Consider the following 26,998-nt stretch of genomic DNA (forward strand, 5'->3'; position numbering starts at 1 on the left):
CCGGATGGGGCCGGACGAGGTTCAGCGTTTGACGCGGGGTGCGGGCGGGAGCAGACGTTCGGCGGTGAGGCGGGCGGCGAGCAGCGGGCCCAGCAGGCGCGACGGTCCGAGGCGGGGAAGCGCGTCGATCCGCGCGGTGAGCTGGGGCAGCCGCCGGTGGGCGCCCTCGGCGACGGCGTGGGCGACGTGCAGGGCCGCCCGCCGGTGCGTGTCCAGGGCGCTGTGGCCGAGGTCGAGGGGGACCAGGACCCCGTCGGGAAGCAGCCCGATGATCCGTTCGGCGATCACCCGGGGCGTGCGCAGGTCCCGCGAGCCCGAGATGACCGCCGTCGGCCAGCCGAACCCCGGCAGCGCGGCCGGCAGATCGTACGGCTCGGCCTCGAACGGCGGGAACCTCTCGCCCGTTCGGAGGAACGACAGGTTGGGATCCAGCGGCAGGCCGTCGGGGCGCGGGCGGAAGCCCAGCTCACGGAAGGCGATCACGCCGACCAGGTCGAACTCCATCAGATAGCGGCTGACCTTGTCGCCCTCGTCGACCCCCAGCCCGGCCAGCCACGTCCAGGTCCGCCGCCCGCGTCCGGAGGCGAGCAGGTCGAGCAGCCGTTCGAGATGTCCGGCGCCGCCGAACTCGTAGGCCACCTGGACGGCCGCGCCGGTCTCCTCGGCCGGCACCACGCCGTCGTCGACGAGCCGCCGCAGCTTCTCCGCCACCACGGCGGTGTGCGGCTCCCGGCCGTCCCAGAGGAGACGCCGCATGTTGTCCCGCACGGTCTCGTCGTCCCGAGCGGTGATCATCGGCGAGTCGAGCACCATCGCGGCGATCCGCTCCGGATGCCGGACGCCGAGGCCCTGGGCGAGGTAGGTGCCGTAGGACGAGCCGTACACCACCGCCTGATCCACGCCGCAGTCGTCGAGCACGGCGGCGAGATCGTCCACGACCTGGTCCACGGTGAGCGCGGCGGGCGGGAGGTCGGTTCCCGCGTCGTCCCGGCGGGACAGTCCGACCCCGCGATGTTCGACCATGACCACGTCGAGCCCGCGCGCCGCGGCCTCGGCCCGCAGCGACCGGTACGGCAGGACGGAGGCCAGCCCCGGCCCGCCCGGGATCACCAGCAGCGGGCACGCCGAGCGCGGCCCGCCACGCACGTAGGCGAGGTCGAACCCGGCGGACCCGCCGGGGGTCACCGGCCGGCGCACCCGCCGCACATCCGGCTGTGCGGCGAGCTTGGCCCCCAGCTTGGCCCGGTCCTCGTCGCGCGCGATCATGTTGCCCTCTTCATGATCATATCAACGAGGCGTCCGCCGGTGGAGTTCCCCCGCAGCCGGGTGACGGGGGTCATGTCCGGGTGAACCAGGTGACCCGGGCGCCGTTGCTGAACGTCTCGGTCTGGGTGGGGGAGAACATGGTGGGGCGGAACTCGCCGGAGAAGGCGGAGATGCCCGCGCCGGCCACCACCGGGTAGCTCTTGATGATCAGTTCACCAGGCGGTGGAGCGGCCGCGCCGAGCGCGTGTTTCCTCGGCCTGATCCCGGCTCGTGAGTGATCAGGGGTGAATGTCGGCGTGGCCGGCCGTGACCGCTCGTGCGATCAGCCCGGCGGCTCGCCGTACGTCCTGCGTCGTGGTCCATCGGCCGAGCGACAGCCGCAGGGCGGAGAGGGCCCGCTCGGCCGGCAGGCCCATCGCGGTCAGGACGGCCGAGGGGGAGTCGGCGCCCTCGTGGCAGGCCGAGCCGGTGGCGGCGGCGATCTCCCCGACCGCGGCGAGCAGCCGCCTGCCGAGGATGCCGTCGATGCCGACGTTGAGGGTGCCGGGCAGTCGCCGCACCGGATGACCGTGCAGCCGGACCCGGCCGGGCAGGAGCCGCTCCAGCTCGCGGTGCAGCAGGTCGCGCAGGCCCGCCAGCCGGGCCTCGCTGCCGGGCAGTTCGAGGCGGGCCGTCTCGGCCGCGACGCCGAGCGCGGCGATGAGCGCGACGTTCTCCGTGCCGGCCCGCATCCCGCCCTCCTGGCCGCCGCCGTGGATGAGGGGGTGCAGCGGGACGCCGGATCGGACGTACAGGGCGCCGACGCCTTTCGGGGCGTACATCTTGTGCCCGGCGACGGTCAGCAGATCGACCCCGAGGCCGTCGACGTCGATGCCGACCCGGCCGACGGCCTGGGCGGCGTCGGTGTGGAACAGCGCCCCGTGCCTTCGGGCGATGGCGGCCAGTTCGGCGATGGGCTGCAGGGTGCCGGTCTCGCTGTTGCCGTAGGCGACGGACACCAGCGCGGTCTCCTCGCCGATGACCGCGTCCAGGTCGGCGGGGTCGACACCGCCGAAGCGGTCGACCGGCAGCCAGGTGATCGAGAACCCGTCGGCCTCCAGACCGCGGCAGGTCTCGATGACGGCCGGATGCTCGGTCGGCTGGGTGACGAGGTGGCGGCGTGGGCGGGCCAGCGCGGCTCCTCGGATCGCGAGGGTGTCGGCCTCGGACCCGCCGCCGGTGAAGACGATCTCCTCCGGCCGCGCGCCCAGCAACCCCGCGAGCCGCCCACGCGCCAGCTCGACCGCCGTGCGCGGCGCCTGCGCATAATGATGACCGCTGGAGGGGTTGCCGAAATGCTGGACCAGGTACGGCAGCGCCGCCTCCAGGGCGCGCGGATCCACCGGGGTGGTGGCGTTGTAATCGAGGTAGATCGGCCCATCGGCCAGTCCCGGATGGGTCATCGGGAGCGCTTGGGCGGGCGGATCGTGCACAGTCCCGAACCTACCGGTCGGGGCGGCGGATCTCCCGGAGGCGGGCGGCCGAGGGCGCGCCGACACTGGCGCGGTACGGACCTGCCCTCGAAGCCCCGGATGACGACCGCTCGCGCCGACGGTTCTGATCACCACATCCTCGAAGCGCACCGTGACCGAGCCGCGTGCGGCGCGCTGACCTGCGCCTGATCGTCGCGTCCGGCCGCCGGCACCACATAGGCGACGATCATGCCCTGGTGATCGTTATTTAGCATATTGCAGTGCAGTGCAAATTTGTAGTCAACTTAAAGTTTTCGCTAGGCTTCGTGCGTGCGAGAAGGACTGCGGGAGCGGAAGAAGCGGCAGACCAGGCAGCGCATCTGTGACGTGGCCCTGGGCCTGTTCGTGGCGCGTGGCTTCGAGCACGTCACGATCGCCGAGGTCGCGGCGGCCGCCGAGGTGTCGGTGAACACCGTCTACAACTACTTCGAGGTCAAGGAAGATCTCGTGCTGCCGCCGGAGGAGGCGTCCCGGCAGCGGCTCGCGGACATCGTGCGGCAGCGACCGCCGGGGGAGTCCGCGGCGGGCGCGGTGCTGGCACGGCTGCGTGCGGAGGTGCGGGGACGTGCGCGAGTGGTGGGGCTGAGCGAGGGGTTCGGGCGCGTCCTTGAGATGATGCGGGCCGCCCCCACGCTGACGGCCCGGCTGGTGGAGCTCGGCCGGCAGATGACGGACGAGCTGGCCGTCGTGCTGGCCGGGGAGGCCGGCGCCGCGCCGGACGATCCGCTGCCGCGCGCGGTCGCCTGGCACATCGGGTCCGTGCACGCGCTGATCCTTTCCGAGATCGGCGACCGGACCTCTGCGGGCGAACGTCCAGACGAGATCGCCACCGCTGTTCTGGAGTTGCTGGACGTCGTGGAGGGCCTGCTCGGCGAGCGCGTCCTCGGCTATGCCGTACGAAAGGGTTGACAGTGTTCAGAGTGACGATCCGGGGGAAGTTCAAGGGGCTCGACGACGCCGGCCGGGCGGCCGTCCTGGCGGTGAGCGGTGCCGCCTACACCGAGGCCGGCGCGTTCACCCATGACCACAGCGTGTCCGCGTTCACCTTCCGCTGCCAGGTGCCCGCCGGGCCCGACGACGACGAGGACGACGCGGCGCTGCGGGCCATGGTGGCGCTCGACGTGCATGGGCACGCGTACGAGATCTTGCAGGTCGCGGTGACGGACATGCGCGACATCAAGATCCGCCGGAAGGGGCGCAGGTAATGCCCTGCGACCTGCTGTCACGAACGTCGCCGAAGATCACACGGTCGCGCTGAGCCCTGGACCACGCCGCCCCGGCCGGCTACGGGCGGGCTTCCCCGGAGCGTGGGACCGAGACGCAAGCGGCGACCGGCCGCAGAAACGAAGAGGCCGCCAAGGCCCTCGAAACTGGGACTTTGGCGGCCGTCTGACCAGGTCAGCCCATATCTGCTATGGGCACTGGTGGGCGATACTGGGATTGAACCAGTGGCCTCTACCGTGTCAAGGTAGCGCTCTCCCACTGAGCTAATCGCCCCGATGATACAGAGCGGACGACGGGATTCGAACCCGCGACCCTCACCTTGGCAAGGTGATGCTCTACCACTGAGCCACGTCCGCGTGATCGCTTTGGGCGGAAGCCCTTGGCGCTTGACCTAACTTTAGCGGACTCCGGGAGTGCCGGAGTCCCTGAGGTGGAGACGGGATTTGAACCCGTGTACGCGGCTTTGCAGGCCGCTGCCTCGCCTCTCGGCCACTCCACCGGGGTGTTGTCCGAGCGGACGACGGGATTCGAACCCGCGACCCTCACCTTGGCAAGGTGATGCTCTACCACTGAGCCACGTCCGCAAAAGCCTGTGCGATGAGTCTATCGCGGTCAGGAGGTGGTCTGCCGCACGTCCGCGGCCTTGACGAACATCACGCGATGCCCGAACTGGATCTGGTGATAGGTCAGCCTTCCCTGGACGGCGACGTGCCGGGCGGGGTTGAAGGAACCGGCGCGGAGGTAGCTGGACCGGACGGTCAGGCCGACCGTGTAGCTCTGGCCGGCGCGCAGGCGGTACTGGAGCGGGACGAGTTTCTGGAAGGGCACGCGCCGGGGATAGGCGGCGCGCCCGGGGTAGGCCCTGCCGTACAAGGGGACGGAGGCGCGGCGGGGGGTGACGACCTTCGTGGCGTACGGCTCGGCGGTGGGGGCGCTCGCCGGGTTGTGGAACCAGGCGGGGTGGCCGAGATACCAGATGGCGGTCCAGTCGCCGCTGCGCCCGGCGACGGCGTAGCGCTGGCCGGTGGAGGCTCGGGCGGCGTGGTCGTAGACGCTGCGGGTGGACCCGCTCCCGGGGTGCTTGCCGATGTCCCTGACCAGGGGCGCGTCGTTGCGGGGCGCGGTGTGCAGCCAGACGGAGGCGGCGCCGGCGGCGGGGCACGCCTTGCCGGGTTTGCCCGCGACGCAGCCGGTGAAGTAGGGCCGGTGCGTCTGGTAGTCGGGCAGGATCACGACGGAGGCGGGGGACGTTCGCGCGACCCGCCGTACCGCGCGCCACGGCTCGTCGCCGCCGATCTCCGCGGGCAGGCCCGAGGACGGGTCGGAGGACGGGTCCGAGAGCAGGTCCAGGGTCGGCGGGGGAACGCCGTCCCATTCCGGCTCCCCGGCCGGGGAGCCGGCGTCCCACGAGGGATCGGCGGGGTCGGCGACCGGCGCGGAGTCGTCGCGGGGCGCGGCGCCGCCGAGGGGCGCGCCGAGCAGTTCGAAGTAGTGGGCCCAGTCCCAGTAGGGGCCGGGGTCGTCGTGCATGCCGGCCACGGTCGCCGGCGAGACGCCGGGCACGTTGTCGTGGCCGAGGATGTGCGCGCGGTCGAGCGGGATGCCGTGCTTGCCGGCCAGATGGCGGACCAGGGCGGCCGAGGAGCGGTACATCGCCTCGGTGTACCAGGCGCCTCCCCTGGCCAGGTAGCCCTCGTGTTCGAGGCCGATCGAGCGGGAGTTGAAGTACCAGTTGCCGCAGTGCCAGGCGATGTCGCGGTTCCTGACGTGCTGGGCGATCTGGCCGTCGCGCGAGCGCAGCGTGTAGTGCCAGCTCACGTAGCGGGGGTTGCGGCTCAGCTTGGTCATCGCGTCGTAGCTGGTCTCGCCGTCGTGGATGATGATGTAGTCGATCTTCCTGGGCGTGTTCATCCGGTCGTGGTTGCCGTAGCCGCCGTTGCCCGTCTTCCGGTACGCGCCCGGCATCCACTGGCAGGAGACCGTCGCCGGGCACTCCGCCCGGCCCGCCGGCGCCCGGCGTTCCGCGGGCCGCAGGGGGACGGACGTGGGCGCCAGCCGTACGGCCTGCCCGTCGTCGGTGGTGCGCGCGGCGCCCGACCTAATCGTCGCGTAGACCTCCCTGGCGAACCCGTCGGAGGCGTAGGCGGCGACCGCGTCGTACCAGTCGGCGGGCTCGGCAGGCAGCGGTCTGCCGAGCCGGCGCTGCCGGTCGGCGAGCAGGGCCGCGCCGCCCCTGATGTTGGCCGCCGGGTCCGAGCGCAGGGTCGCGACGCCGAGTCCGGTGAGGCGCGCGGCCTGCCGTACGGTGTCGACGGTCGCCGCGGGGACGTGGTGAGCGGCGCGGGGGCGGAGGGCGGGGCGGCTGTCGTCGCCGCGGCGGTCCGGCGAACCGTGCGCGTGCGCGGGGCCGGTGGTGACGGCCCGCGCGTCGATCAGGTGCATCGGGCCGAACCCGCCCGAGGTGCTGGGTCGTCCCGCGTGCGTGTCCCACCGGGAGTGCAGGTAGGAGACGGCGAGCAGGACGCTCTCCGGCACGCCGTACGCCCGTGCCGCCTCGGCGTAGGCGGCCAGCCGGGCGCCGGCCGCGGGCCCCGGCGGTACGGCGGTGCTCGCCGAGGCGAGCGGGGGGAGGGCGGCGGGCCCTGGTACGGCGGTGCTCGCCGAGACGAGCATCGGGAGGGCTGCGGCGACCCAGAGGCGCATGGTTACTCCCTGAACCTTGTTGAATCCACGGAGTTACTGATGTCCCTTTCTGGGGATGACTAACCTCCGAAACGTGAATCGGCGTGATCCTGCCCGAAATCGGGCAGAAAACTTGGTGTTCATGGTCCGGGCTGCGTAAGGTCCTGCTCTGTGTCACAGACACGGCATCCTCACGAAGAACTGATCACCCATCTCACCCGGACGAGCGCGCTCGGCCCCGGCGAGGCGGCGCGGGTCGTCGCCGACGTGCTGGCGTTCTTCTCCGAACCGGTGGAGGAGTTCGTACGGCGCCGCCACGGGGAGCTCAAGGCCCGTGGTCTGGCGAATGAGGAGATCTTCACCAGGATCGCCGGCGAACTGCCGTTGCGGCGGGTCGCGGCACCCGGGCTGTCCGTGCGGCAGCTCCGCAGGATCGTCTACGGCTAAGGGAGCGCTCGATGTGCGGAATTGTCGCCTACGTAGGGCCGAAGGACGCGGCGCCGATCTTGCTTGAGGGGCTCGCCCGCCTGGAGTACCGGGGCTACGACTCCGCGGGGGTGGCGGTGGTCAACCGGGGCCTGAAGATGCGCAAGGTCAAGGGCAGGGTCGCCGATCTGGCGGCCGCCGTGCCCAGCAGGTTCAAGGGCGGGCTCGGCATCGGCCACACCCGCTGGGCCACCCACGGCGTGCCCAGCGACGTCAACGCCCACCCGCACCTCGACGGCGCCGAGCGGATCGCGGTCGTGCACAACGGGATCATCGAGAACGCCGACGAGCTGCGCGCCAAGCTCACCGCCGACGGAGCCACCTTCATCTCCGAGACCGACTCCGAGGTGATCGCCCACCTGGTCGCCCGCACCGTGAAGGACACCGACACGCTGGAGGAGGCGGTCAGGACCGCGCTGAAGCGGATCGTCGGCACGTACGGCATCGCCGTCCTCGACGCCGAGCGTCCGGGCGAGGTCGTCGTGGCCCGCAACGGCAGCCCGATCGTGCTGGGCATCGGCGAGAAGGAGATGTTCGCCGCGTCCGACGTGGCCGCGCTGGTCCGCTACACCCGCCAGGTCGTGCACCTGGAGGACGGCGAGCTGGCGGTGCTGCGGGCCGACGGCTTCCACACGTTCACGATGGACGCCCGCGAGACCGCCAAGGAAACGCTGACCGTCGACTGGGACGCGGGCCACTACGACACCGGCGGCTACGAGCACTACCTCCTCAAGGAGATCTCCGAGCAGCCCGAGACCGTGGCCCGCACGCTGCGCGGGCGGCTCGACGAGCGCTTCCACATCGCCCACCTCGGCGGGCTCAACCTCACCCCGCACGAGACCCGCGCGTTCCGCCGGGTGAAGATCATCGGCTGCGGGTCCGCCTACTACTCCGGCCAGATCGGCGCGCAGCTCATCGAGGAGCTGGCCCGCATCCCGGCCGACGCCGAGCCCGCCAGCGAGTTCCGCTACCGCAATCCCGTCGTCGAGCACGACACCCTGTATGTGGCGATCAGCCAGTCGGGCGAGACCTACGACACGCTCGCCGCCGTGCAGGAGCTGAAGCGCAAGGGCGGCCGGGTGCTCGGCATCGTCAACACCGTGGGCAGCGCCATCGCCCGCGAGGTCGACGGCGGTGTCTACCTGCACGCGGGGCCCGAGGTCTCGGTCGCCTCCACCAAGGCGTTCACCTCCACGGCGGTCGCGTTCGCGCTGCTCGCGCTGCACTTCGGCCGGGTGCACGACCTGTCGCCCGCCGACGGCCGCCGGATCTGCGACGGGCTGCGCAAGCTCCCCGGCCAGCTCGCCGAGATCCTCGCCCTGGAGCCGGAGATCGCCGCCCTGGCCAGGAAGTACGCCGGCCATCCCAGCATGATGTTCGTCGGCCGGGTCCGCGGCTACCCGGTGGCCCGCGAGGGCGCCCAGAAGCTCAAGGAGATCTCCTACGTCCACGCGGAGGCGTATCCGGCGAGCGAGCTCAAGCACGGACCGCTGGCGCTGATCGGCCCCGACATGCCGACCGTGGCGATCGTCCCCGACGACGAGCTGCTCGACAAGAACCTCACGACGCTGGGTGAGATCCGGGCGCGCGGCGGCCAGGTGCTGATGATCGGCCATCGCGCGGCGGAGGCCAAGCTGGCCGACGACTGTCTGGTGATCCCCAAGAACGAGACCGAGCTGGACCCGATCCTGCTGACCATCCCGCTGCAACTGCTCGCCTACCACGCTGCCGTGACGCTGGAGCGCGATGTGGACAAGCCGCGCAACCTCGCCAAGAGCGTCACCGTCGAGTGAGTCCGGCATGTAGCTGACTGTGATGTTTTGGTAACCTTGAGTGCGGGGGATTCAAGGGGGTTGCCATGCGTCGGCGGCGGTTCATCGCGCTTGGGGCGGGTGTCGCCACCGCCGTCGCCTCAGGCTGCGGTACGGCACCGCACGCGATGACCCGGCTGACCATCGTGGCGGCGACCTCGGCCAGGCAGGAGTGGGAGGCGGTCGCGGGAGCGCTCGCCGGGGCGCTGCGCGAGGGCCGGCTGGTGCGCGGCGTCGAGGTGACCCGCCGGCACGGGTCCCCGGCCGCGGTGGCGGCGGCGGTGCTGGGCGGGCCCGGCGGAACCGCCGCCCCGGCGGCGTGGGCGGGTTCCCGGTGGCTCGTTACCGGCCTGCCGATGCTGGCCGCCGCCGAGATGGAGGCCGTGGGTGGCGTGCTCGACTCGGCCACCCCGCTCGCCCGGCTGGTCGGCGACCGCGAGGTGCTCGTCGTGCCCGCGGCCTCGCGGTTGCGCGGGTTCGAGCAGTTCGCCGACTCCCTCCGCGCCGACGCCGACGGGCTGCTGGTGGCGGGCGGGCCGCCGGGCGGGGCCGAGCACCTGCTGTTCGGGATGATCGCCCAGGGCCTGGGGGTGGACGCCAGGCGCATCGAGTACGCGGGTTACCCGGGCGGCGACCAGGCGGCGGCCGCGCTGCTCGGCGGCCGGGCCGCCGCCGCCATCGGCCGGGTGGGCGACTGGCGCGCCCGGCTCGCCCGGGGGCAGGCCAGGGCGCTGGCCGTCTCCTCCGCCGAGCGGCTCGACGGGATCGACGCGCCGACCCTGCGGGAGTCCGGTGTGCGGGTCGACTTCGCCGACTGGTGCGGGGTGCTGGGGCCGCGGGTGATGGGCGAGGAGGAGCGGGCGGGCGCGGTCGACCTGTGCGACCGGCTCGACGGCTCGCCGTACTGGCGGGAGGCGTGCCGGGCCAACGGGTGGCCGAGGATCCATCTCACCGGTGACGGGTTCGCGCAGTGGCTCGGCGGCGAGGCGGCACGGTTGCGTGCCGTACTGCGAGATCTGGGGTTGCTATACCGGCCCGACACAAGTTGTAGGGGTGGTTGCGTCAATGGGCACTAGATGTAGGATCCTTTTCGTTGCTGGTTCGCCCGTGAGGGCGAGGTAAGAGGGAACCCGGTGGGAGTCCGGGGCTGCCCCGCAGCGGTGAGCGGGAACGACCGCCGTCATTTGAGCACTGGGCGCGCAGCATGCCCGGGAAGCGACGGCCAGTAGGCCGCACCTGGTGATCAGGAGCGATGCCCGCGAGTCCGAAGACCTGCCGGTGACACGCGCGCGTCCGAACGGGGACGCGTACTGGTCCAGGGCCTCGAGGGGGAGCCCGCGGGACGAGGGCGTGCCGGCACGCCCCTGTCACGTGTGCCCTCGTGAGGACGAGCTCGCTAGGGAGACAGCACGTGACGAACGTCATGACACCGGTGCACCGGCGGCAGGCCATCGAGGAGGCCGCTGCCCGGGTGATCACCGAGCCGGAGAACTCCAGGGTCGCCGCGCGCCTGCTGGCCGACGAGATCGCGGAGGAGGCGGCGTCACAGGGGGTCGGGGAGTTCTCGGAGTCGATCGCCGCGTCCCATGCCGCCGGGCTGATCCAGGACGCCCTCGCGGCGTTCGTCGCGGCGCGGGCGGCCGAGCTGGACGCGCTGGTCGCCGACGCCGCCGACGACCGGTTCGAGTACTTCGGGCTGCGCACGGTCTACGACCGCTACCTGCTGCGCCACCCCGTCACCCGCAAGGTGCTCGAACGGCCGCAGCACTTCTTCCTCCGGGTCGCCTGCGGGCTGGCCGAGACCGTGGCCGAGGCGGCCGAGCTGTACGGGCTGATGTCCACGCTGTCCTACCTGCCCAGCTCGCCCACGCTGTTCAACTCGGGCGCGCGCCGCCCGCAGCTCTCCTCCTGCTTCCTGCTCGACTCACCGCGCGACGAGCTGGAGAGCATCTATGAGAGGTACGCCCAGGTGGCGCGATTGTCGAAGTACGCCGGGGGGATCGGGATCGGGTGGAGCCGGGTGCGCTCGCGCGGGTCGTTGATCCGTGGCACCAACGGGCACTCCAACGGCGTCATCCCCTGGCTGCGCACCCTTGACTCCTCGGTCGCCGCCGTCAACCAGGGGGGCCGTCGCAAGGGCGCGGCCTGCGTCTACCTGGAGCCGTGGCACGCCGACGTCGAGGAGTTCCTGGAGCTCCGCGACAACACCGGCGAGGACGCCCGGCGGACCCACAACCTCAACCTGGCCAACTGGATCCCCGACGAGTTCATGCGCAGGGTCGAGGCGGACGGGCCGTGGTCGCTGTTCGACCCGAAGGAGGTGCCCGAGCTGGTCGACCTCTGGGGTGACGCGTTTGATGCGGCATATCGGGCGGCGGAGAACGAAGGACGATATATCCGCCAAATCCCGGCACGGTCCCTCTATCGCCGGATGATGCGCACCCTCGCCCAGACCGGCAACGGCTGGATGACCTTCAAGGACGCCGCCAACCGCACCTCCAACCAGACCGCCCGCCCGGAGAACGTCATCCACCTCTCCAACCTCTGCACCGAGATCCTGGAGGTCACCAGCGACTCCCAGACGGCCGTCTGCAACCTCGGCTCCATCAACCTCGCCGCCCACCTGCGCACCCCCGCCGCGGGCGTGCGGGCCCCCGCCGACGCGATCGACTGGCCCGGACTCCGCGGTACCGTCCGCACCGCCGTCCGCTTCCTCGACCGGACCATCGACAAGGGCTTCTACCCCACCCCCGAGGCCGAGGCCGCCAACACCCGGTGGCGCCCGGTGGGCCTCGGCGTGATGGGCCTGGCCGACGTCTTCTTCACGCTGCGGCTGCCCTTCGACTCACCGGCCGCCGGGGAGCTGTCCACCCGGATCGCCGAGGAGATCGCGCTGGCCGCCTACCAGGCGTCGGCGGAACTGGCCGCCGAGCTGGGCGCGCACCCGGCGTACGCGGCGACGCGGGCGGCGGCGGGCGTGCTGCATCCCGACCACTACGACGCCGCCCGCTCGCCCGAGTGGACGGCCCTGCGGGAGCGCGTCGCGGCGACCGGGCTGCGGAACTCGCTGATGATCGCCATCGCGCCCACCGCGACGATCGCCTCGATCGCCGGGTGCTACGAGTGCATCGAGCCCCAGGTGTCGAACATCTTCAAGCGGGAGACCCTGTCGGGAGAGTTCCTCCAGGTCAACCGGTACCTCGTGAGCGACCTCCAGGCCCGCGGGCTGTGGACCCAGGCGATCAGGGACGCGATCAAGCGGGCGGACGGCTCGATCCAGGACATCCCGCAGATCCCGGCCGAGCTCAAGGAGCTCTACCGAACGGCCTGGGAGCTGCCGCAGAAGGCGCTGATCGACATGGCCGCCGCCCGCCAGCCGTACATCGACCAGAGCCAGTCCCTGAACCTGTTCATGGCCACGCCGACCATCGGGAAGCTGTCCTCGATGTACGCCTACGCCTGGAAGGCCGGCCTGAAGACGACCTACTACCTGCGATCCCGGCCCGCCACGAGGATCGCCCAGACGACCGTGGCGCCGGCCGACGCGATCGCCTGCTCCCTGGAGAACCCCGAGATCTGTGAGGCGTGCCAGTGATGCTGCTCGACCCCGGCATGGACCTGACCCTGCGGCCGATGCGCTACCCGGACTTCTACGAGCGCTACCGCGCGGCCATCCGCAACACCTGGACGGTCGAGGAGGTGGACCTCAACTCCGACCTCGCGGACCTGGCCAAGATGACCGACCGGGAACGGCACCTGATCAACCGGCTGGTCGCGTTCTTCGCCACCGGCGACTCGATCGTGGCCAACAACCTGGTGCTCAACCTCTACCGGCACGTCAACGCGCCCGAGGCGCGGCTGTATCTCAGCAGGCAGCTGTATGAGGAGGCCGTGCACGTCCAGTTCTATCTGACGCTGCTGGACACCTATCTGCCCGACCACGACGAGCGGGTCAAGGCGTTCGCCGCCGTCGAGCACATCCCGTCGATCCGCGACAAGGCGGAGTTCTGCTTCAAGTGGATCGACTCGATCGGCGGGCTGGACCGGCTGGAGACGCGGGAGGACCGGAAGTCCTTCCTGCTCAACCTGATCTGCTTCGCCGCCTGCATCGAGGGGCTGTTCTTCTACGGCGCGTTCGCCTACGTCTACTGGTTCCGCTCGCGGGGCCTGCTCGGCGGGCTGGCCACCGGCACGAACTGGGTGTTCCGCGACGAGTCCATGCACATGGAGTTCGCCTTCAGCGTGGTGGACACCGTACGCGCGGAGGAGCCGGACCTGTTCGACGACGAGCTGGGCGAGCGGGTCGCCGAGATGATGCGGGAGGCGGTCGAGGCGGAGCTGGCCTTCGCGCGGGACCTGTGCGGGGACGAGCGGGACGGGATGAGCGTCGCGCGGATGCGGGAGTACCTGGAGTACGTCGCCGACCAGCGGCTCGCCAGGCTCGGCCTGCCCGGCAGGTACGGCTCCGCCAATCCGTTCGCGTTCATGGAGTTGCAGGACGTTCAGGAGCTGGCCAACTTCTTCGAGCGCAGGGTGTCGGCTTACCAGGTGGCGGTGGAGGGCGAGGTAGCCTTCGACGAATCGTTCTAAAGTCGCAAATGGGGCATTGTGGTGGGGAGCTGACTACAGGAGGTTTCGCTGGTGTCGCCCGTGCCCAACTGGATCGCTCTGGTCGTGACCGTCCTCCTCGCCGTGGCGGCGGTGGAGGTGGTGCGCCGCGTTCTCCGTTCCCGGCTGATCGGCCCCCGCTGGGGGCCGGCCGAGCCGTTGGTACGACGATGCACCTGGCCCGGATTCGCCACCGCCGCGGTGGCGACGGCGAACTCGGTCTACCTGCCGGACTCGGCCGGCGGGGCGGTGGAGCGAGCCCTGGACCTGCTGCTGATCGGCTGCGTCACCTGGCTGGTGATCCAGGCCGCCTACGCGGTCACCGACCAGGTCCTGGAACGGCTGGTCGCGGTCGAGGGCGACGGCAACCGCAACCGCCGCGCCCGCCGGATCCGGACCCAGATCACCCTGGTGCGCCGGGTGGCCGCCGCGGTGGTCATCGTGGTGGCGCTCGGCGCCATGCTGTTCACCTTCCCCGCCGTGCGCGCGCTCGGCGCCGGGCTGCTCGCCTCCGCGGGCATCATCGGCGTCGTCGCGGGCATCGCCGCCCAGTCGATGCTGGGCAACCTGTTCGCCGGGCTGCAACTCGCCTTCAGCGACGCGCTCCGGCTCGACGACGTGGTCGTGGTGGAGAACGAGTGGGGCAGGATCGAGGAGCTGACCCTCACCTACGTGGTGCTGCGGCTGTGGGACGAGCGGCGGCTGGTGCTGCCCGTCTCCTACTTCACGCAGAACCCGTTCGAGAACTGGACCAGGCACGGCAGCCGGGTCATCGGGCACGTGGTGCTACGCGTCGACTGGTCGGTGCCGGTCGAGGAGTTGCGCACCGAGCTGTACCACTTCCTGCGCGGGAACCCCCTCTGGGACCAGAAGGACTGGACCCTCCAGGTCACCGACATGCTGCCGAACGGCCTGGTGGAGCTGCGCGCGCTGATGAGCGCCGCCGACTCGGCCAGCGCCTGGGACCTCAAGTGCGACGCCCGCGAGCACCTGATCACCCACATCCGCGAGAAGCACCCGGAGGCGCTGCCCCGCTTCCGGGTGGTGGAGGAGCCGCCCTCAGGGCGCTGAGGGCGGGCGCAGCACCCGGGCGGCCCCGGCGATCAGCGCGGTCGCCAGGATCCAGCCGGCCACGATGAGCGCGTTGGCCAGCCACTGGGTCCACCCGACCGGCTCCCACGCGGCGCGCTGCTCGAACACGCTCACCGGGACCAGCAGGTCCAGCGTGTAGACGAACGCGTTGAAGCTGCGCGTCTCCTCCGGGTCGATCTGCACCGGGTTGTGCATCGAGAAGACCGCGGTGCCGGTCGCCAGCAGCAGTCCCGCCCACGCCCCGGCCAGCCACGGGCGGTAGCCGTACCCGACCATCAGATCCAGCAGGCGTCCCCAGCCGCGGCCGGGCAGCCGCAGGCTACGGCGGCGGGCGCGCTGCTTGGCCAGCAGCACCCGCCGCGCGTCGGGCTCGTGACCGATCCGCCGGTACCACGTGGCGAGCTGCTCGTACGGCTGGGGCCGGTAGCCCTCCGGATCGCGGGCGAGCCAGTCGAGCCGCTGGGTGGGGGTCCAGTCGCCGCGCAACGACTCGTAGCTCAGCCCGTTGAGGTGCACGTGCTCGGGATAGACGTCCGGACGGTCGAGCAGCACGCCGATCCGGGAGTAGGCCAGGTTGACCTCGCCCGTCACGCCGGCGGTGGTCAGGATGAGCTCGTCCACCTGCATGTGGCTCAGGTGCAGGGCCCGGCCGGTCGCCCGCACCGTGGCGTCGTCGAAGGAGAGCACCCCGGTGATCCGCGCGCCGCGCAGCCGTACGGTGCCGTCCGCGGTGAAGCCGGAGTGGAACTCGGCCGCGGTCGCCTGGAGATGGTCGGCGTTGACCGCGTGCTCCCCGATGCCCTTGATCACGGCGTCGCGCAGGTAGAGGCCGCCGTTGAAGCGGGCGCCGATCAGCCGCAGCCCGCCCTCCGTGCGGAGCCCGCGCAGGAAGGCGCCGCCGTCGACGGTCATGCCGCCGGCCCACAGCGCCCAGCCGTCCTTGACGTATCCGCGCTCCTTCATCTCGGCCTTGGAGTACGGCTTGCGGATGTCCTGCGAATGGTTCCCGGGGGGATCGTGCTGCTGCGGCGCGGTGATCTTGGCGTGTGAGAGCCGGAACTGGCCGGTGATGTGTGCGTTGTCCAGCCGGATGCCCCGGTGGACCGTGCTCCCGTCGAGCTCGAACAGGCCGTCGATCTTCGAGCGGGCGCCGCGCACCCGCAGGATGTCGCAGCCGCGCAGGCGCACGCCCCGGGTGGTCGCGTCGGTGAGGTCGACGATGTCCGGCAGATGGCAGTTGAGCAGGTGCACCTTGGCGGTGACCTGGGCGTCGGACAGGTCGAGCGGGCCGGCGACGGTGGCCCCCGCCAGGCGGAGACCGGGGGTGCGGCCGGGCTCGGGTTCTCTGGCGCCGAGCAGCAGGGCCGTCAGCACCTCAGCCCGGATCGTGCGCTCGGCCCCCCACGACTCGCCGTTCGCCGGGTCGTCACGCTCGCGGTCGCCGGTCCGGAGATCGACCCACGCCCCCGTGGGATAGGCGTCCCAGACCTGGCGCTCGGCCGGGGAGAGCCGCCAGAACGGTCGTGATCTACGCACAGCCGAACTTTAGTGCACAAGGATCACAACGGGCGGACCGTCCTGCCGATCCGGTCGAACAGTTCCTGGCGGCCGTCCTGGTCGGTGCTGAGCGTGACGACGCACGTCCTGCCCTTGTGCGGCACGTGGTACTGGGTGCCCTTGACGCCGGTCTCGGCGGAGCCGAACGTGTAGGTGATGCGCACCGCCCGGCCGGCTCCGATGGTCACCTCGCCGGACTCGACGATCTCCGCCTTCAGCCGGCCCAGATCGCGCTTGGCCTCCTCGATCAGCAGGCTCGCCCGCTTGCCGCCGCCGGCCTGGCAGAATCCGTTGAGGTTGGTGGGAAGGGCGCCGGGCGACCGCGCCGCCGAGCCCGGATCCGCGGCCCACACGCCCTTGCCGGGGATCAGCGCCTTCAACCCCTGCCTGGTCTGCTCCAGCGTCGTCCCCGACAGGCCCGCCCGGCGGAGACCCTGGTCCACGTCGTCCTTGGTCAGGTCGAGCACGACCCAGTCGGTCGGGACCGCGACCAGGAACCCGTTGCCGGGGCCGCCCGCCGCCTTGAAGCCGCTGGGCACGACGACGGCAAGGGGATCGACCGCCGCCGGCTCGGGGGCGGCGGCGGTCGAGCAGGCCGCCGACGTCAGACACAGCCCCAGCACCGCCGTGATCACCATGTGGCGCACCTGACCGCCCTCCTCGGGGGAAGCCGTGCGGGCGGCGTCGTGCCTGCCCGGCCGGGGGAGCCTACCGGCCGGCCGGGATGTCGGCCGCCCGGTTTCGGAAGAGGGGATACCCCGTGTCGCGTCACTCCATGGCGGGGCTCAGCGGTCGATCACCTCGTTCTTGCCGATGACGACGACGCCCGACCTGGTGACGGCGTACCGGGTCCGGTCGAGGTCGAGGTCGAAGCCGATGCGGGCGCCGTCGGGGATGACGACGTTCTTGTCGATGATGGCGCGGCGGACCATGGCGCCACGGCCGATCTTGACGCTGTCCATCAGCACGGAGTCCTCCACATGGGAGTGGGAGTGCAGGATCACCCTGGGCGACAGGATGGACCCCACCGCCGTGCCCCCCGAGACGATCACGCCGGGCGAGACCAGGGAGTCGAGCGCCCGGCCGACCCGGTCCCCCTCGTTGTGCACGAACTTGGCCGGCGGCAGGGGATCGTGGCCGGTGTAGATGGGCCAGCGGTCGTTGTAGAGGTTGAAGACGGGGTGGGCGGAGATCAGGTCCATGTGCGCCTCGTAGTAGGCGTCCAGGGTGCCGACGTCGCGCCAGTAGCCGCGGTCGCGTTCCGAGGAGCCGGGGACCACGTTGTCGGCGAAGTCGTACACCTCCGCGCCGCCCGACTTGACCAGCATCGGGATGATGTTCCCGCCGAGGTCGTGCTTGCTCGTCGGGTCGAGGGCGTCCTCGCGCACGGCGTCGATCATGGCCTGGGCCCGGAAGACGTAGTTGCCCATGGAGGCGTAGACCTGGTCGGGGGCGTCCGGCAGGCCGACGGCGTCGATCGGCTTCTCCCTGAAGGCGACGATCTTCCGGCCCGCCGGGTCGGTCTCGATCACCCCGAACTGGTCGGCCAGCGAGATCGGCTGCCTGATGGCCGCCACGGTGACGTCGGCGCCGCTGTCCACGTGCTGCTGCACCATCTGCCGGGGATCCATCCGGTAGATGTGGTCGGCGCCGAAGACGATCACGTGCTCGGGCAGTTCGTCGTAGATCAGGTTGAGGTTCTGGAAGAGGGCGTCCGCCGAGCCGGAGAACCAGCGCGGGCCGAGTCGTTGCTGGGCGGGCACGGGCGTGACGTAGTTGCCGAGCATGGCCGACAGGCGCCAGGTCCGCGAGATGTGCCGGTCGAGGCTGTGGTTCTTGTACTGGGTGAGTACGACGATCTTCAGATATTGGCCGTTCGCCAGGTTCGACAGCACGAAGTCGACCAGGCGATAGATTCCACCGAAGGGCACCGCCGGTTTCGCCCGGTCCGCCGTCAGCGGCATCAACCTCTTACCCTCGCCACCGGCGAGGACGATCGCGAGGACATTGGGCGTCGTCATAGCCTGGACGATAACCCTCCCAATCCCGGCGAAACATCCCCGACACGCACAAGTTCCCCGGTGCACCGCCCAGGGTCCCCGGCGGTGTGCCGGGGAACATCGCCAGGCGATGGCATTGGTCGGTATGTGGCGGTTCGTCCGGCGCGTGGTCCACCAGTGATGAAGGGTGTTCGGGTGGGGCGGCGGGGAGGGAGACGGTTAGGGTTCGGGTATGCGAGTGGATCTGCTTAGCCGGGAGTATCCGCCCGAGGTGTACGGCGGTGCGGGAGTGCATGTCGAGTACCTCGCGCGGGAACTGAGAGCACTGGCCGACGTGCGGGTGCGGTGTTTCGGGGCGGCGCGGCCGGAGGCGGGCGTGGACGCGTACCGGGTGCCGGCGAAGCTGGCGACGGCGAATCCCGCGTTGCAGGTGCTCGGGGTCGACCTGGAGATGGCCGCCGCGTGCCAGGGGGCCGACGTGGTCCACAGCCACACCTGGTACGCCAACTTCGCCGGGCACGTGGCGAAGATGTTGTACGGCGCGGCGCACGTGGTCACCACGCACAGCCTGGAGCCGCTGCGGCCCTGGAAGGCGGAGCAACTCGGCGGCGGTTACACGCTGTCGAGCTGGGCGGAGCGCACGGCGCTGCTGGCGGCGGACGCGGTGGTGGCGGTGTCGGAGGGAATGCGAAGAGACGTCCTAGCGACATATCCCGAAATTTCCCCCGAAAAGGTGACGGTGATCCACAACGGCATCGACACCGCCGAGTACGCCCCCGACCACGGCACCGGCATCCTCGTCAAGCACGGCATCGATCCCGCCCGGCCGTACGCCGTCTTCGTCGGGCGGATCACCCGGCAGAAGGGCCTGGTCCACCTCCTGCACGCCGCCCGTGACCTCGACCCCGCCGCCCAGCTCGTGCTGTGCGCCGGCGCCCCGGACACGCCCGAGATCGCCGCCGAGGTCAGCTCGCTGGTCGACGGCCTCGGCCGGGAGGGCGTGGTGTGGATCTCGGAGATGCTGCCCCGCAGCGAGGTGATCCAGATCCTGTCGCACGCCACGGTGTTCGTCTGCCCCTCGGTCTACGAGCCGATGGGCATCGTCAACCTGGAGGCGATGGCCTGCGAGACGGCCGTGGTGGCCACCGCGACCGGCGGCATCCCCGAGGTGGTCGCCGACGGCGCGACCGGGCTGCTGGTCCCGATCGACGCGGCCCTGGACGGCACGCCGCACGATCCGGCCGGGTTCGCGGCCGACCTGGCCGAGCGGATCAACGAGCTCCTCGGCGACCCCGGGCGCGCGGCCACGATGGGCAAGGCGGGACGCGCGAGGGCCGTGGAGCACTTCTCCTGGGAGCGGATCGCGACGCGGACCGCCGACCTCTACCGGCGGGTGAAATGATCTCCATCGACCGGGCCAGGATGGTCTTCACGGACCGGCACGGCGGGGTCAGCGCTCCGCCGTACGACAGCAGGAACCTCGGCGGGCTCGTCGGCGACGATCCGGCGGCGGTCGCGGAGAACCGCGCCAAGACGGCGGCCGAGCTGGGGGTCCAGCGGCTGGTGTTCCTGAGGCAGGTGCACAGCGCGGACGTCGCCTACGTGACCGAGCCCTTCGGGGACGACCCGCCGCCGCTCGACGGAGTCGTGACCGACCGGTCGGGGGTGGGCCTCGCGGTGCTGGCCGCCGACTGCGCGCCCGTGCTGGTCGCCGACCCGGTGAACGGGGTGATCGGCGCCGCGCACTCCGGCCGTCCCGGCACGCTGGCGGGGGTGGCCACGGCGCTGGTGGAGGAGATGGCGCGGCGCGGCGCGGACCTGGCGGCGGCGACCGCGGTGATCGGCCCGGCGGCGTGCGGGCGGTGCTACGAGGTGCCGGCGGAGATGCGGGAGGACGCGGCGCGGGCGGTGCCCGAGACGTGGTCCACGACGAGCTGGGGCACTCCGGCGCTCGATCTGCGGGCCGGGATCGCCGCGCAGCTCGCCAGGGCCGGGGTCGGCGACGTACGGCACGACGACCGCTGCACGATCGAGACCGGCGCGCTGTTCTCGCACCGGCGCGAACGTCTGACCGGCCGGCTGGCGGGGATCGTCTGGCTGATGTGACTTCGATCACATTTGACTCTTGCCTTTGCGGCCTGTTGGGATCAAGCTCGGATCAAAGACCGGTGCATTCGGGGGTGTGACCCAGGAGGCCCCCGCATGGCCGAAGGCCCGAAGACACGTCAACTCGGAGTCAGCCGCCCAGAACTCGTGATCGCCGACCTTCCCGAACCGGAGGAGGTCTTCAAGGTCCGCAGGATCGGCGTCAAGGAGCTGTTCAAGTTCGCCGTCGGGCCGAGCCTGATCGCGCTCGGCATCTCGATCGGCAGCGGCGAATGGCTGCTCGGCCCGCAGGCGGTCGGGCAGTACGGTTTCGTCGGCGTCGGCTGGGTGATCCTGGTCTCCGCCGTGCTGCAGACGTTCTACAACGTGGAGTGCTCGCGCTACGTCATGGCGACGGGGGAGGCCCCGGTCGTCGGGTGGGGGCGGGTGCCGCCGGGATACCTGCTCTGGGTGCCCCTCTCCGTCTTCATCGTGATCTTCGCGTTCATTGCGGGCGGGTGGGCGGCCTCGGCGGGACAGGGCCTCTACGCCCTGGTCCACGGTGAGATCGCGCCCGCCGGCGCGGAGGAGCCCCGGCTGTGGGCGATCGCGCTGCTCGTCGTCGTCTTCCTGATCACCGCGGCGGCCCGCCGGATCAGCCGCGCCCTCGAACTGGCCAACTGGGTCATGGTCGGCACCATCCTGGTCGCGCTGCTGGTCATCGACATCTTCGTGGTGCCCTTCGGCCAGTGGTGGGACGCGATCCTCGGCTTCGTCACCCCCGCCGCGCCGCCCGCGGGCATCACCGCGACCCAGCTCGGCGGCCTGGCCGGCTTCACCGCGCTCGCCTCCGGCCTCAACTGGTACGTCATGGGCCACTACCGGGACAAGGGCTACGGCATGGGCCACCGGGTGGGGTTCCTCTCGGGCCTGCGCGGGGAGCGCAAGGAGATCCTGGCCAGCGGCGTGACCTTCCCCGACGACGCGCGCAACGCCGGGCTGTGGAAGCGGTGGTACCGCCTGCTGCTGGTCGACATGTGGGGAGTCTTCTTCGTCGGCGCGATGCTCGGCATGCTGCTGCCCACGATCCTGATGGCCCGCGCGGTGGAGATCACGGGCACCAAACCCACCCAGGCCAACGTGCCGACCTTCGTGGCCGGCGCGCTGAACCAGGAGTACGGCAGGGGGATGTTCTACGTCGCCCTGATCCTCGGCGTACTGATCCTCTTCTCGACCCAGCTCGGCATCTTCGAGGCGATGGTCAGGGTGGCGACCGACGCCGCGCACTCCACCAGCCCCCGGCTCCGCAGGCTCATCGAGGGCGACCCGCGCAGGTTCTACTACCCGTTCATGATCGGCCTGCTGATCGTCATCGCGGTCATCCTGCACTTCGCGCTGCCGGTGAGCCTGGTCCAGTGGTCGGCCAACATGTCGAACCTGGGCGCGCTGATCTACCCGTTCCTGCTCATCTACCTGAACAGCCGGCTGCCGAAGGCCGCGCGCCCCCGCTGGTGGCACTACCTGGTCCTGGTGCTGAACTTCCTGTTCTTCGGCTTCTTCTTCGTCAACTTCATCGCCGACCTCGTGGGAGAACCGCTGATCACTTTCTGAGGTGTTCGCCGATCTGCTCGATCTCCTCGCGTTCCGCGGTGACGACTTTCCCGGCGAGCATCGTGGTCGGCGTGTGGCGGCCGGTGGCCAGGGCGCGTTCGGCCATCTCGACGCCGTGCCCCAGGTGACGGGAGACCAGGCGGAGCCAGAGCCGGTCGAAGGTGGCGCCCGAGGACTTCTCCAGCATGGCGATCTCCCCGGGCGTCAGCATTCCCGGCATGCTGTGCCCTTCGTGGGCCTCGGCGGTGGGCGGCGGGACGTTCCACAGCTTCAACCAGCCGGTCATCTGGTCGAGTTCCTCGTTCGCCCCGGCCGTGACCTTCTCGGCCGTCTCCACGACGAACGGGTCGGTGGTGCGGCTCTCCACGAGTTCGGCGAGCTCGATCATCTGCAGGTGGTGCGGGATCATCTCACGCGAGAACCGGATGTCGGCGCCGTTGTGCGCGGTGGCCTCCGCCGGCGCGGTGATCTCCGCCGGCGCGGCGGAGACGGCGGTCGGCGGGCCGTCCTCCGCCGCGGCGGCACAGGCGCTGAGCAAGCCGATCAACGCGACGCCTGCCGCCGCGAGAAGACGCTGATGCATGGTCTCTCCCGTCCGTTGCCCATCACAGGTACGACAGGACGCGCTCCAAGGTTCATCGCGTCTGCGTCGGAGGGGTGGCGACGTTCACGCGGCACCCGACCATCCTGATCACCTATGAGCTGGACGTGACGACGATACGGCGATCGCGATCAAGCCTTCTCAGAACCCCGGCGCGTCTAGGGCTCAAAGCCCCGTAGCTCGAACAGATGGAAACCATTGCGGCCGGCGCACGCGATCCGCCGCCCGTCCGGCGACCATGCGCACCTCGCCAGGCTGCCCTCGACCGGAACGGACAACACGCTGGAGCCGGTGCGCACATCCCACACCTGAAGGGTCTCATCGGCCAGGCTCGCGAGCAGTCGGCAGTCCGGCGAGAAGGCCATGCCGGACACGTGACCGTCCTGGGCCGGGAGGATGAGGGCGGCGTCCGCGGCGTCTCGGTGCCAGCACGTTATCCCGCCGTTCCAGCGCCCGGCCGCCAGCAGGCGTCCGTCCGGGGATGCCGACAGGCTCACGACATGGTCGTCCGGTCCGTCGACGTCCGGGGAGTGAGGCGGCCCCGGGCGGAGTTGGTCGAGCACCCGCAACGTCGAGGAGTCGACGATGTGGACAACGCCGTCGGTCCCCGCCACCGCGAAGGCCTCGCCGCCGTCCACCAAGCGGACACGGGCAAAGTCGGGCAGGCTGCTTGATCTGTCCTTTGCGGAGGTCGGTACGGGGAACCCGCCTTCGAATCTTCCCGACGCGCTCCAGATCCGGACCGTGCCGTCAGTGCAGCCGACGACGATGCGGCCGTCATCGGTGATCTGCATGTCGACCGTCCCGAAGTCTTCGGCGGGCTCGCCGGAGAGAAGGCGTACCGGTCTCCCCCGGGGGTCCCACAGCCGTACGGCGCCATTGCTCCCTCCGCTGGCGAACCACGTGCCATCGCGGGCCATGGCCAGGCAGGTGAGCGCGTCAACGTCCGCCGGAAGGCGAGCCTGTTCCGCACCGTCGGCTCTTCGGACGAAAACCTCCCCGGGTTCGGCGGCGAGTGCCAGCCACGTGCCGTCGGGGGAGAAACACACGTCGCGCACAGTCTGGGCGCCGCTACTCGTGGGTTCCCGGGCGAGCAGGGCCTCCCGGTCCCAGAACCGGACGCTGCCGCCTTCCAGGCAGACGACCATGAGCAGGGCCCCGCCCTCCACGAACTCGACGGCACGCGGTGTGGACGACAGGACGAGGCTCGGGGCCCGCGTGACACGGAGCGTGCCATCCTCGCCTCTGGTCAGCCTCCGGAGGTTGACCAGGTTCCCCGCCCCGTAGGCGAGCAGGTCGCCCTGCGGAGCGCAGGAGACGAAGGTGAACGGCAACGCCTCTCCGTCCGCGTGGAACACCTGGTGCTGCCCGGAGACGAGGTCCCAGATCGATAGCGTGCCGTTCCAGTCGACCAGGGCGAGCCACGTCCCGCACGGGTCGAAGGTCATCGCGGAGAGGTGCGGCTCGACCACTCCGGAAAGGGTCTTCAGGAGGCTGCCGCGCTCTACGGACCAGAGCTGGACCCGTCCTTTGGAGTCGGCGGTGGCCAAGGTCCGTCCATCAGGGGAGAAACAAGCCGAGGCGAAGGCGACGCCCGGGTCGGACAGGCTCCTGCGGCGCCGCACGATGCCATACGCGCGCGTCACGGCGACCGCGAAAAGAGCCACCACAACGGCAAGGTAAACCATCACGCTGCTGCTGAAGGAAAAGCCGAAAAGCACATGGGAAAGAAAGGCACAGGACGCTGCGAGAGCCAGGGCGGGCGGCGGGTGGAGGGAGGTGATGCTCGTCCCGATCATGTCGCCCCGGCCGAAGAGCAGGTCCGCGACGAAGCGGGAGAACGGCCGGCGCAGGCGGAGCCTCACCCCGTTCTCGTCGTAGAAGTGCACCTGGGTTCCCGCCGCCACGCACCGCGTCCCGTCGGGGGAGGCCGCGACACACCGCAACTGCCCGTAGTCCACTGCGACGGTTGAACAACCCTCCTCCGCCGGCCGATAGAAGTCGAGCGTCTCTGCGCCGAGTACGGCCACCCAGCGGCCGTCCGGGCTGGCGGCCAGGTCCCTGAACGTGACCTCGCGCGGCACCTGCAGGGTCGTGGTCTCCCTGGCCGACAGATCGTGCATCGAGACGGTCCCGCCCAGATGCAGCGCCACGACCCGCTCTCCGTCCGGCAGGGCGACGAAACGCCGGTACTTCGCCCTGCCCAAGGAGGCGGTCGATACAGGGCTGACCGTCGAGCTGGACGGTATCTCCCCTACACTCCGCAGCCACGGCGCCTTCAGCGCCGCCGCGCCGTCCGCTACGATCTCCTCCAGTCCCGGGCGCCCTCCGGCGTAGAGCAGGATGGCACGGGCCCGCCACTGCCAGGGCTGATCCGGTACGGCCAGCAGGTGGTGATACTGGCGGATCACCGCCGACAACGCCTCGACGTCCGGCCCCTCGACGAGCCGCCAGTCGGCGTCGAGCCGGCCCGGGTCGGGAAGACCGAGTCGCACGGCCCAGTAACGAACCGATCGGGCGAACCTGTAGAGCGTTTCCCCGTCTCCGACGCGCGCCGCGTGGTACATCACTTCACGCAACGCGATTCCTAGGCTCGCGGGATGGCGCATCGTTCCCTTTTCAGCGAATAAATGTCCTCGCACCTAATAGAATTGAGACTAACCCAAGGGCTCTCGACCCGCCGCCGTTTCCCCCTTGCACGAGGTTTTCATGATCTTCGGATCGCTCGACCTTCTCGACGCTCTGCTGGGATGGCTCACCGCCAAATCCGGCGATGCTCTGGCCCGGAGCACCGGCCGCAGGATTCTCGGCGGCGGCCAGGAACGTGCATTCCGCCGGATCGTCAACTCCGCCATCGAGAAGGCCGTCGATACCGCAGGCGAAGGGCTCACCACCGGCCAGCGGAAAGAAGTGGCCAAGATAATCCGCGAACACCGTGCGGAAATAGGCGACGGAACCGACTTCCTGGAGGTCGGCGATCTGGTGCACGCCCTGATCGACACCACCACGGAACTTGACGCGTTCCCCTTGGACCGCTCACAGCTCGCCGACGCGCTCACGTTCTGGATCACCGACGGGGTCGCCAGGGACGCGATGGCCGGTGGCGAACTCGCCCCCTTTGCCGCCTACGCCCATTTCAGCAGGATCTTCGAGCTCAGCGCGCGCTCCGTCGCGGCGCTCACGCGCCTTGAGCCCATGCTGGGCAGGATCGACGAGACCCTGGCGCTGCTGCGGGCCATCGAAGAGCACGCGCGGGGACCCGGCCACTCCCCGTCCGGATTCGGCACGCTCATCGCGGAGCGTTCCCGCCACTTCGTCGGCAGAACGCAGTTCATCACCCGAATCGACCACGCACTCGCCGGCCTCGACTCCGGTTACGTGATCATCACCGGCGAGCCGGGCATCGGGAAGACCTCTCTCCTGGCGTACCTGGTCGCCCAGCGCGGCTACATCCACCACTTCAACAGCCGCAGCGAGGGGACGACCTCGCCGGTGGAGTTCTACGTCGGCGTCTGCGCCCAGCTCGTCGCGCGACACGGCCTGTCACACGCACTGCTCACGGAGACACCCTCAAGCGCCCACCTGTCACGGGTGCTCCGGCTCGCCGCTGCGTCGGCGGACGAGGAAAATCCCCTGGTCATCGCCATCGACGCGCTCGATGAGGCGGAGGACCCGGAGCACGGCGGCAACAGGCTCCACCTGCCCAGAGTCCTTCCCCCGCACACGTATGTCATCGCGACCAGCCGGGAACTCGCCGATGACTTCCTCGTCGTCGACCACCGCCACGATCTCCACCTCGCCGACGACTCAGCGGAGAACCTCCACGACATCGCCCAATACGTCCGGGCCCGCCTGAGTACACCCGGCGAGCCGGTTCCCTGGCAGACGACTCCCGCCGAACTGGCTGAGATCCTCACGCTGCACAGCGAAGGCAACTTCCTCTACGTCGTCCACGTCCTGGACGACATCCGTACCGGCAAACTGAGTCCCGAGGCCCTCGGCGACCCACGGAATCTCCCGATCGGCCTGCGCGCCTACTACCGGATGCACTGGCAGGTCATGAAGGACCGATGGCCCTCGACCCTCGCCGGCCATTACGAGACCGCGCTCCGCTGTCTCGCGGTCATGCGCGAGCCCGTCCCAATCGGGTCGTGGACCAACTTCACGCCCGATGGCGTCGATGAGACGATCGCCCGCCACGTCGTCGGAGAATGGCGCCAGTTCCTCAACGTCCGCTGGAGTGCTGAGCACCAGGAGCCGCTGTACTCCGTCTATCACTCGACCTTCGTCGACTTCTTGCGCGAGGAGGGCCCTGGCCTGAGCCGCTACGAGCGGCACGTTTACCAGGTGCAACGCTCGATGATCCTCGAACTGCTGGGTGAGACCGACCCGGTGCCTCCGCCATATCCGTGATCGTCCGGCCGACTGTGCAGATGCGAGCAGGATCGGTACGGCGCGGCGACG

Annotated in this window: 20 protein-coding genes, 4 tRNA genes and 1 riboswitch; of the genes, 12 read left to right on the forward strand and 12 right to left on the reverse strand. The window is 70.6% G+C overall.

From position 1 onward, the window contains the following. Positions 1-21 precede the first annotated feature (21 nt). Both MBA17_RS42930 and MBA17_RS42935 read right to left on the reverse strand, forming a co-directional pair. Complete coding sequence (locus MBA17_RS42930; RefSeq protein ID WP_238503701.1) at positions 22-1,266, reverse strand: alpha/beta fold hydrolase; 1,245 nt, start codon at positions 1,264-1,266, stop codon at positions 22-24. A 278-nt stretch (positions 1,267-1,544) separates the two neighbouring features. Continuing rightward, entirely contained in the window at positions 1,545-2,738 is a 1,194-nt protein-coding gene (locus MBA17_RS42935; protein WP_238503703.1) for a cysteine desulfurase family protein, read from the reverse strand. 309 nt (positions 2,739-3,047) lie between these two features. Here MBA17_RS42935 and MBA17_RS42940 point away from each other — a divergent pair, with 309 nt between their 5' ends. Continuing rightward, positions 3,048-3,686: a TetR/AcrR family transcriptional regulator gene (locus MBA17_RS42940; protein WP_238503704.1), complete on the forward strand. Its 639-nt coding sequence runs from the start codon at positions 3,048-3,050 to the stop codon at positions 3,684-3,686. An 11-nt stretch (positions 3,687-3,697) separates the two neighbouring features. Further along, complete coding sequence (locus MBA17_RS42945) at positions 3,698-3,982, forward strand: DUF6204 family protein (protein WP_238503705.1); 285 nt, start codon at positions 3,698-3,700, stop codon at positions 3,980-3,982. Positions 3,983-4,199: 217 nt separating this feature from the next. On the opposite strand, the gene MBA17_RS42950 is transcribed toward MBA17_RS42945, so the two are convergent. The 5 genes from MBA17_RS42950 to MBA17_RS42970 all read right to left on the reverse strand — a co-directional run bounded on the left by MBA17_RS42950 (position 4,200) and on the right by MBA17_RS42970 (position 6,704). After that, positions 4,200-4,274, reverse strand: a tRNA-Val gene (locus MBA17_RS42950). An 11-nt stretch (positions 4,275-4,285) separates the two neighbouring features. Next, a tRNA-Gly gene (locus tag MBA17_RS42955) sits at positions 4,286-4,357 on the reverse strand. Positions 4,358-4,429: 72 nt separating this feature from the next. Continuing rightward, positions 4,430-4,500 (reverse strand) — tRNA-Cys (locus MBA17_RS42960). Between the two features lie 13 nt (positions 4,501-4,513). Then, positions 4,514-4,585, reverse strand: a tRNA-Gly gene (locus tag MBA17_RS42965). Positions 4,586-4,613: 28 nt separating this feature from the next. After that, positions 4,614-6,704 (reverse strand): N-acetylmuramoyl-L-alanine amidase, encoded by a 2,091-nt coding sequence (locus MBA17_RS42970; RefSeq protein WP_238503706.1) that lies wholly within the window; start codon positions 6,702-6,704, stop codon positions 4,614-4,616. A gap of 150 nt (positions 6,705-6,854) precedes the next feature. Here MBA17_RS42970 and MBA17_RS42975 point away from each other — a divergent pair, with 150 nt between their 5' ends. The 6 genes from MBA17_RS42975 (at position 6,855) to MBA17_RS43000 (ending at position 14,659) form a co-directional block, all read left to right on the forward strand. After that, on the forward strand, positions 6,855-7,130 hold the full coding sequence (locus MBA17_RS42975) for a hypothetical protein (protein ID WP_238503707.1): 276 nt from the start codon (positions 6,855-6,857) through the stop codon (positions 7,128-7,130). A gap of 11 nt (positions 7,131-7,141) precedes the next feature. Then, entirely contained in the window at positions 7,142-8,962 is a 1,821-nt protein-coding gene (glmS, locus tag MBA17_RS42980) for a glutamine--fructose-6-phosphate transaminase (isomerizing) (protein WP_238503708.1), read from the forward strand. A gap of 65 nt (positions 8,963-9,027) precedes the next feature. Beyond that, a complete protein-coding gene (locus tag MBA17_RS42985) occupies positions 9,028-10,056 on the forward strand; it encodes a tripartite tricarboxylate transporter substrate-binding protein (RefSeq protein ID WP_238503709.1) in 1,029 nt (342 codons plus the stop codon). A gap of 4 nt (positions 10,057-10,060) precedes the next feature. Beyond that, positions 10,061-10,274, forward strand: a riboswitch (cobalamin riboswitch). A 117-nt stretch (positions 10,275-10,391) separates the two neighbouring features. Continuing rightward, positions 10,392-12,575: a ribonucleoside-diphosphate reductase subunit alpha gene (locus MBA17_RS42990; RefSeq protein ID WP_238503710.1), complete on the forward strand. Its 2,184-nt coding sequence runs from the start codon at positions 10,392-10,394 to the stop codon at positions 12,573-12,575. Beyond that, on the forward strand, positions 12,575-13,570 hold the full coding sequence (locus MBA17_RS42995) for a ribonucleotide-diphosphate reductase subunit beta (protein ID WP_238503711.1): 996 nt from the start codon (positions 12,575-12,577) through the stop codon (positions 13,568-13,570). Before MBA17_RS42990 ends, MBA17_RS42995 begins: the two co-directional genes overlap by 1 nt. A gap of 51 nt (positions 13,571-13,621) precedes the next feature. Further along, a complete protein-coding gene (locus tag MBA17_RS43000; protein WP_238503712.1) occupies positions 13,622-14,659 on the forward strand; it encodes a mechanosensitive ion channel family protein in 1,038 nt (345 codons plus the stop codon). On the opposite strand, the gene MBA17_RS43005 is transcribed toward MBA17_RS43000, so the two are convergent. The 3 genes from MBA17_RS43005 to glgC form a co-directional block, all read right to left on the reverse strand. After that, positions 14,648-16,216: a hypothetical protein gene (locus MBA17_RS43005; protein ID WP_238503713.1), complete on the reverse strand. Its 1,569-nt coding sequence runs from the start codon at positions 16,214-16,216 to the stop codon at positions 14,648-14,650. The two genes, MBA17_RS43000 and MBA17_RS43005, sit on opposite strands and share 12 nt — an antisense overlap. A 23-nt stretch (positions 16,217-16,239) precedes the next feature. Continuing rightward, entirely contained in the window at positions 16,240-16,884 is a 645-nt protein-coding gene (locus MBA17_RS43010) for a hypothetical protein (RefSeq protein WP_238503714.1), read from the reverse strand. Positions 16,885-17,022: 138 nt separating this feature from the next. Further along, the gene (gene glgC, locus MBA17_RS43015) at positions 17,023-18,258 is read right to left on the reverse strand and encodes a glucose-1-phosphate adenylyltransferase (RefSeq protein WP_238503715.1); all 1,236 of its coding nucleotides are present in this window, start codon (positions 18,256-18,258) and stop codon (positions 17,023-17,025) included. Positions 18,259-18,469: 211 nt separating this feature from the next. On the opposite strand from glgC, the gene glgA reads away from it, so the two are divergent. The 3 genes from glgA to MBA17_RS43030 all read left to right on the forward strand — a co-directional run bounded on the left by glgA (position 18,470) and on the right by MBA17_RS43030 (position 21,933). Then, complete coding sequence (glgA, locus tag MBA17_RS43020; protein WP_238503716.1) at positions 18,470-19,639, forward strand: glycogen synthase; 1,170 nt, start codon at positions 18,470-18,472, stop codon at positions 19,637-19,639. After that, on the forward strand, positions 19,636-20,343 hold the full coding sequence (gene pgeF, locus MBA17_RS43025; protein ID WP_238503717.1) for a peptidoglycan editing factor PgeF: 708 nt from the start codon (positions 19,636-19,638) through the stop codon (positions 20,341-20,343). The genes glgA and pgeF overlap by 4 nt, the downstream gene beginning before the upstream one ends. Before the next feature lie 96 nt (positions 20,344-20,439). Further along, positions 20,440-21,933: an Nramp family divalent metal transporter gene (locus tag MBA17_RS43030; RefSeq protein ID WP_238503718.1), complete on the forward strand. Its 1,494-nt coding sequence runs from the start codon at positions 20,440-20,442 to the stop codon at positions 21,931-21,933. On the opposite strand, the gene MBA17_RS43035 is transcribed toward MBA17_RS43030, so the two are convergent. Further along, positions 21,923-22,516 (reverse strand): DUF305 domain-containing protein, encoded by a 594-nt coding sequence (locus tag MBA17_RS43035; protein ID WP_238503719.1) that lies wholly within the window; start codon positions 22,514-22,516, stop codon positions 21,923-21,925. The genes MBA17_RS43030 and MBA17_RS43035 overlap by 11 nt on opposite strands. Before the next feature lie 176 nt (positions 22,517-22,692). Beyond that, positions 22,693-25,104 (reverse strand): WD40 repeat domain-containing protein, encoded by a 2,412-nt coding sequence (locus MBA17_RS43040; RefSeq protein WP_238503801.1) that lies wholly within the window; start codon positions 25,102-25,104, stop codon positions 22,693-22,695. A 139-nt stretch (positions 25,105-25,243) separates the two neighbouring features. Between MBA17_RS43040 and MBA17_RS43045 the strand changes: the two genes are divergently transcribed. After that, the gene (locus MBA17_RS43045) at positions 25,244-26,947 is read left to right on the forward strand and encodes an ATP-binding protein (protein ID WP_238503720.1); all 1,704 of its coding nucleotides are present in this window, start codon (positions 25,244-25,246) and stop codon (positions 26,945-26,947) included. Positions 26,948-26,998 lie beyond the last annotated feature (51 nt).

Origin of the sequence: Dolomitihabitans soli (genome assembly GCF_022213955.1) — a bacterium.
GTDB lineage: Bacteria > Actinomycetota > Actinomycetes > Streptosporangiales > Streptosporangiaceae > Streptosporangium_A > Streptosporangium_A soli.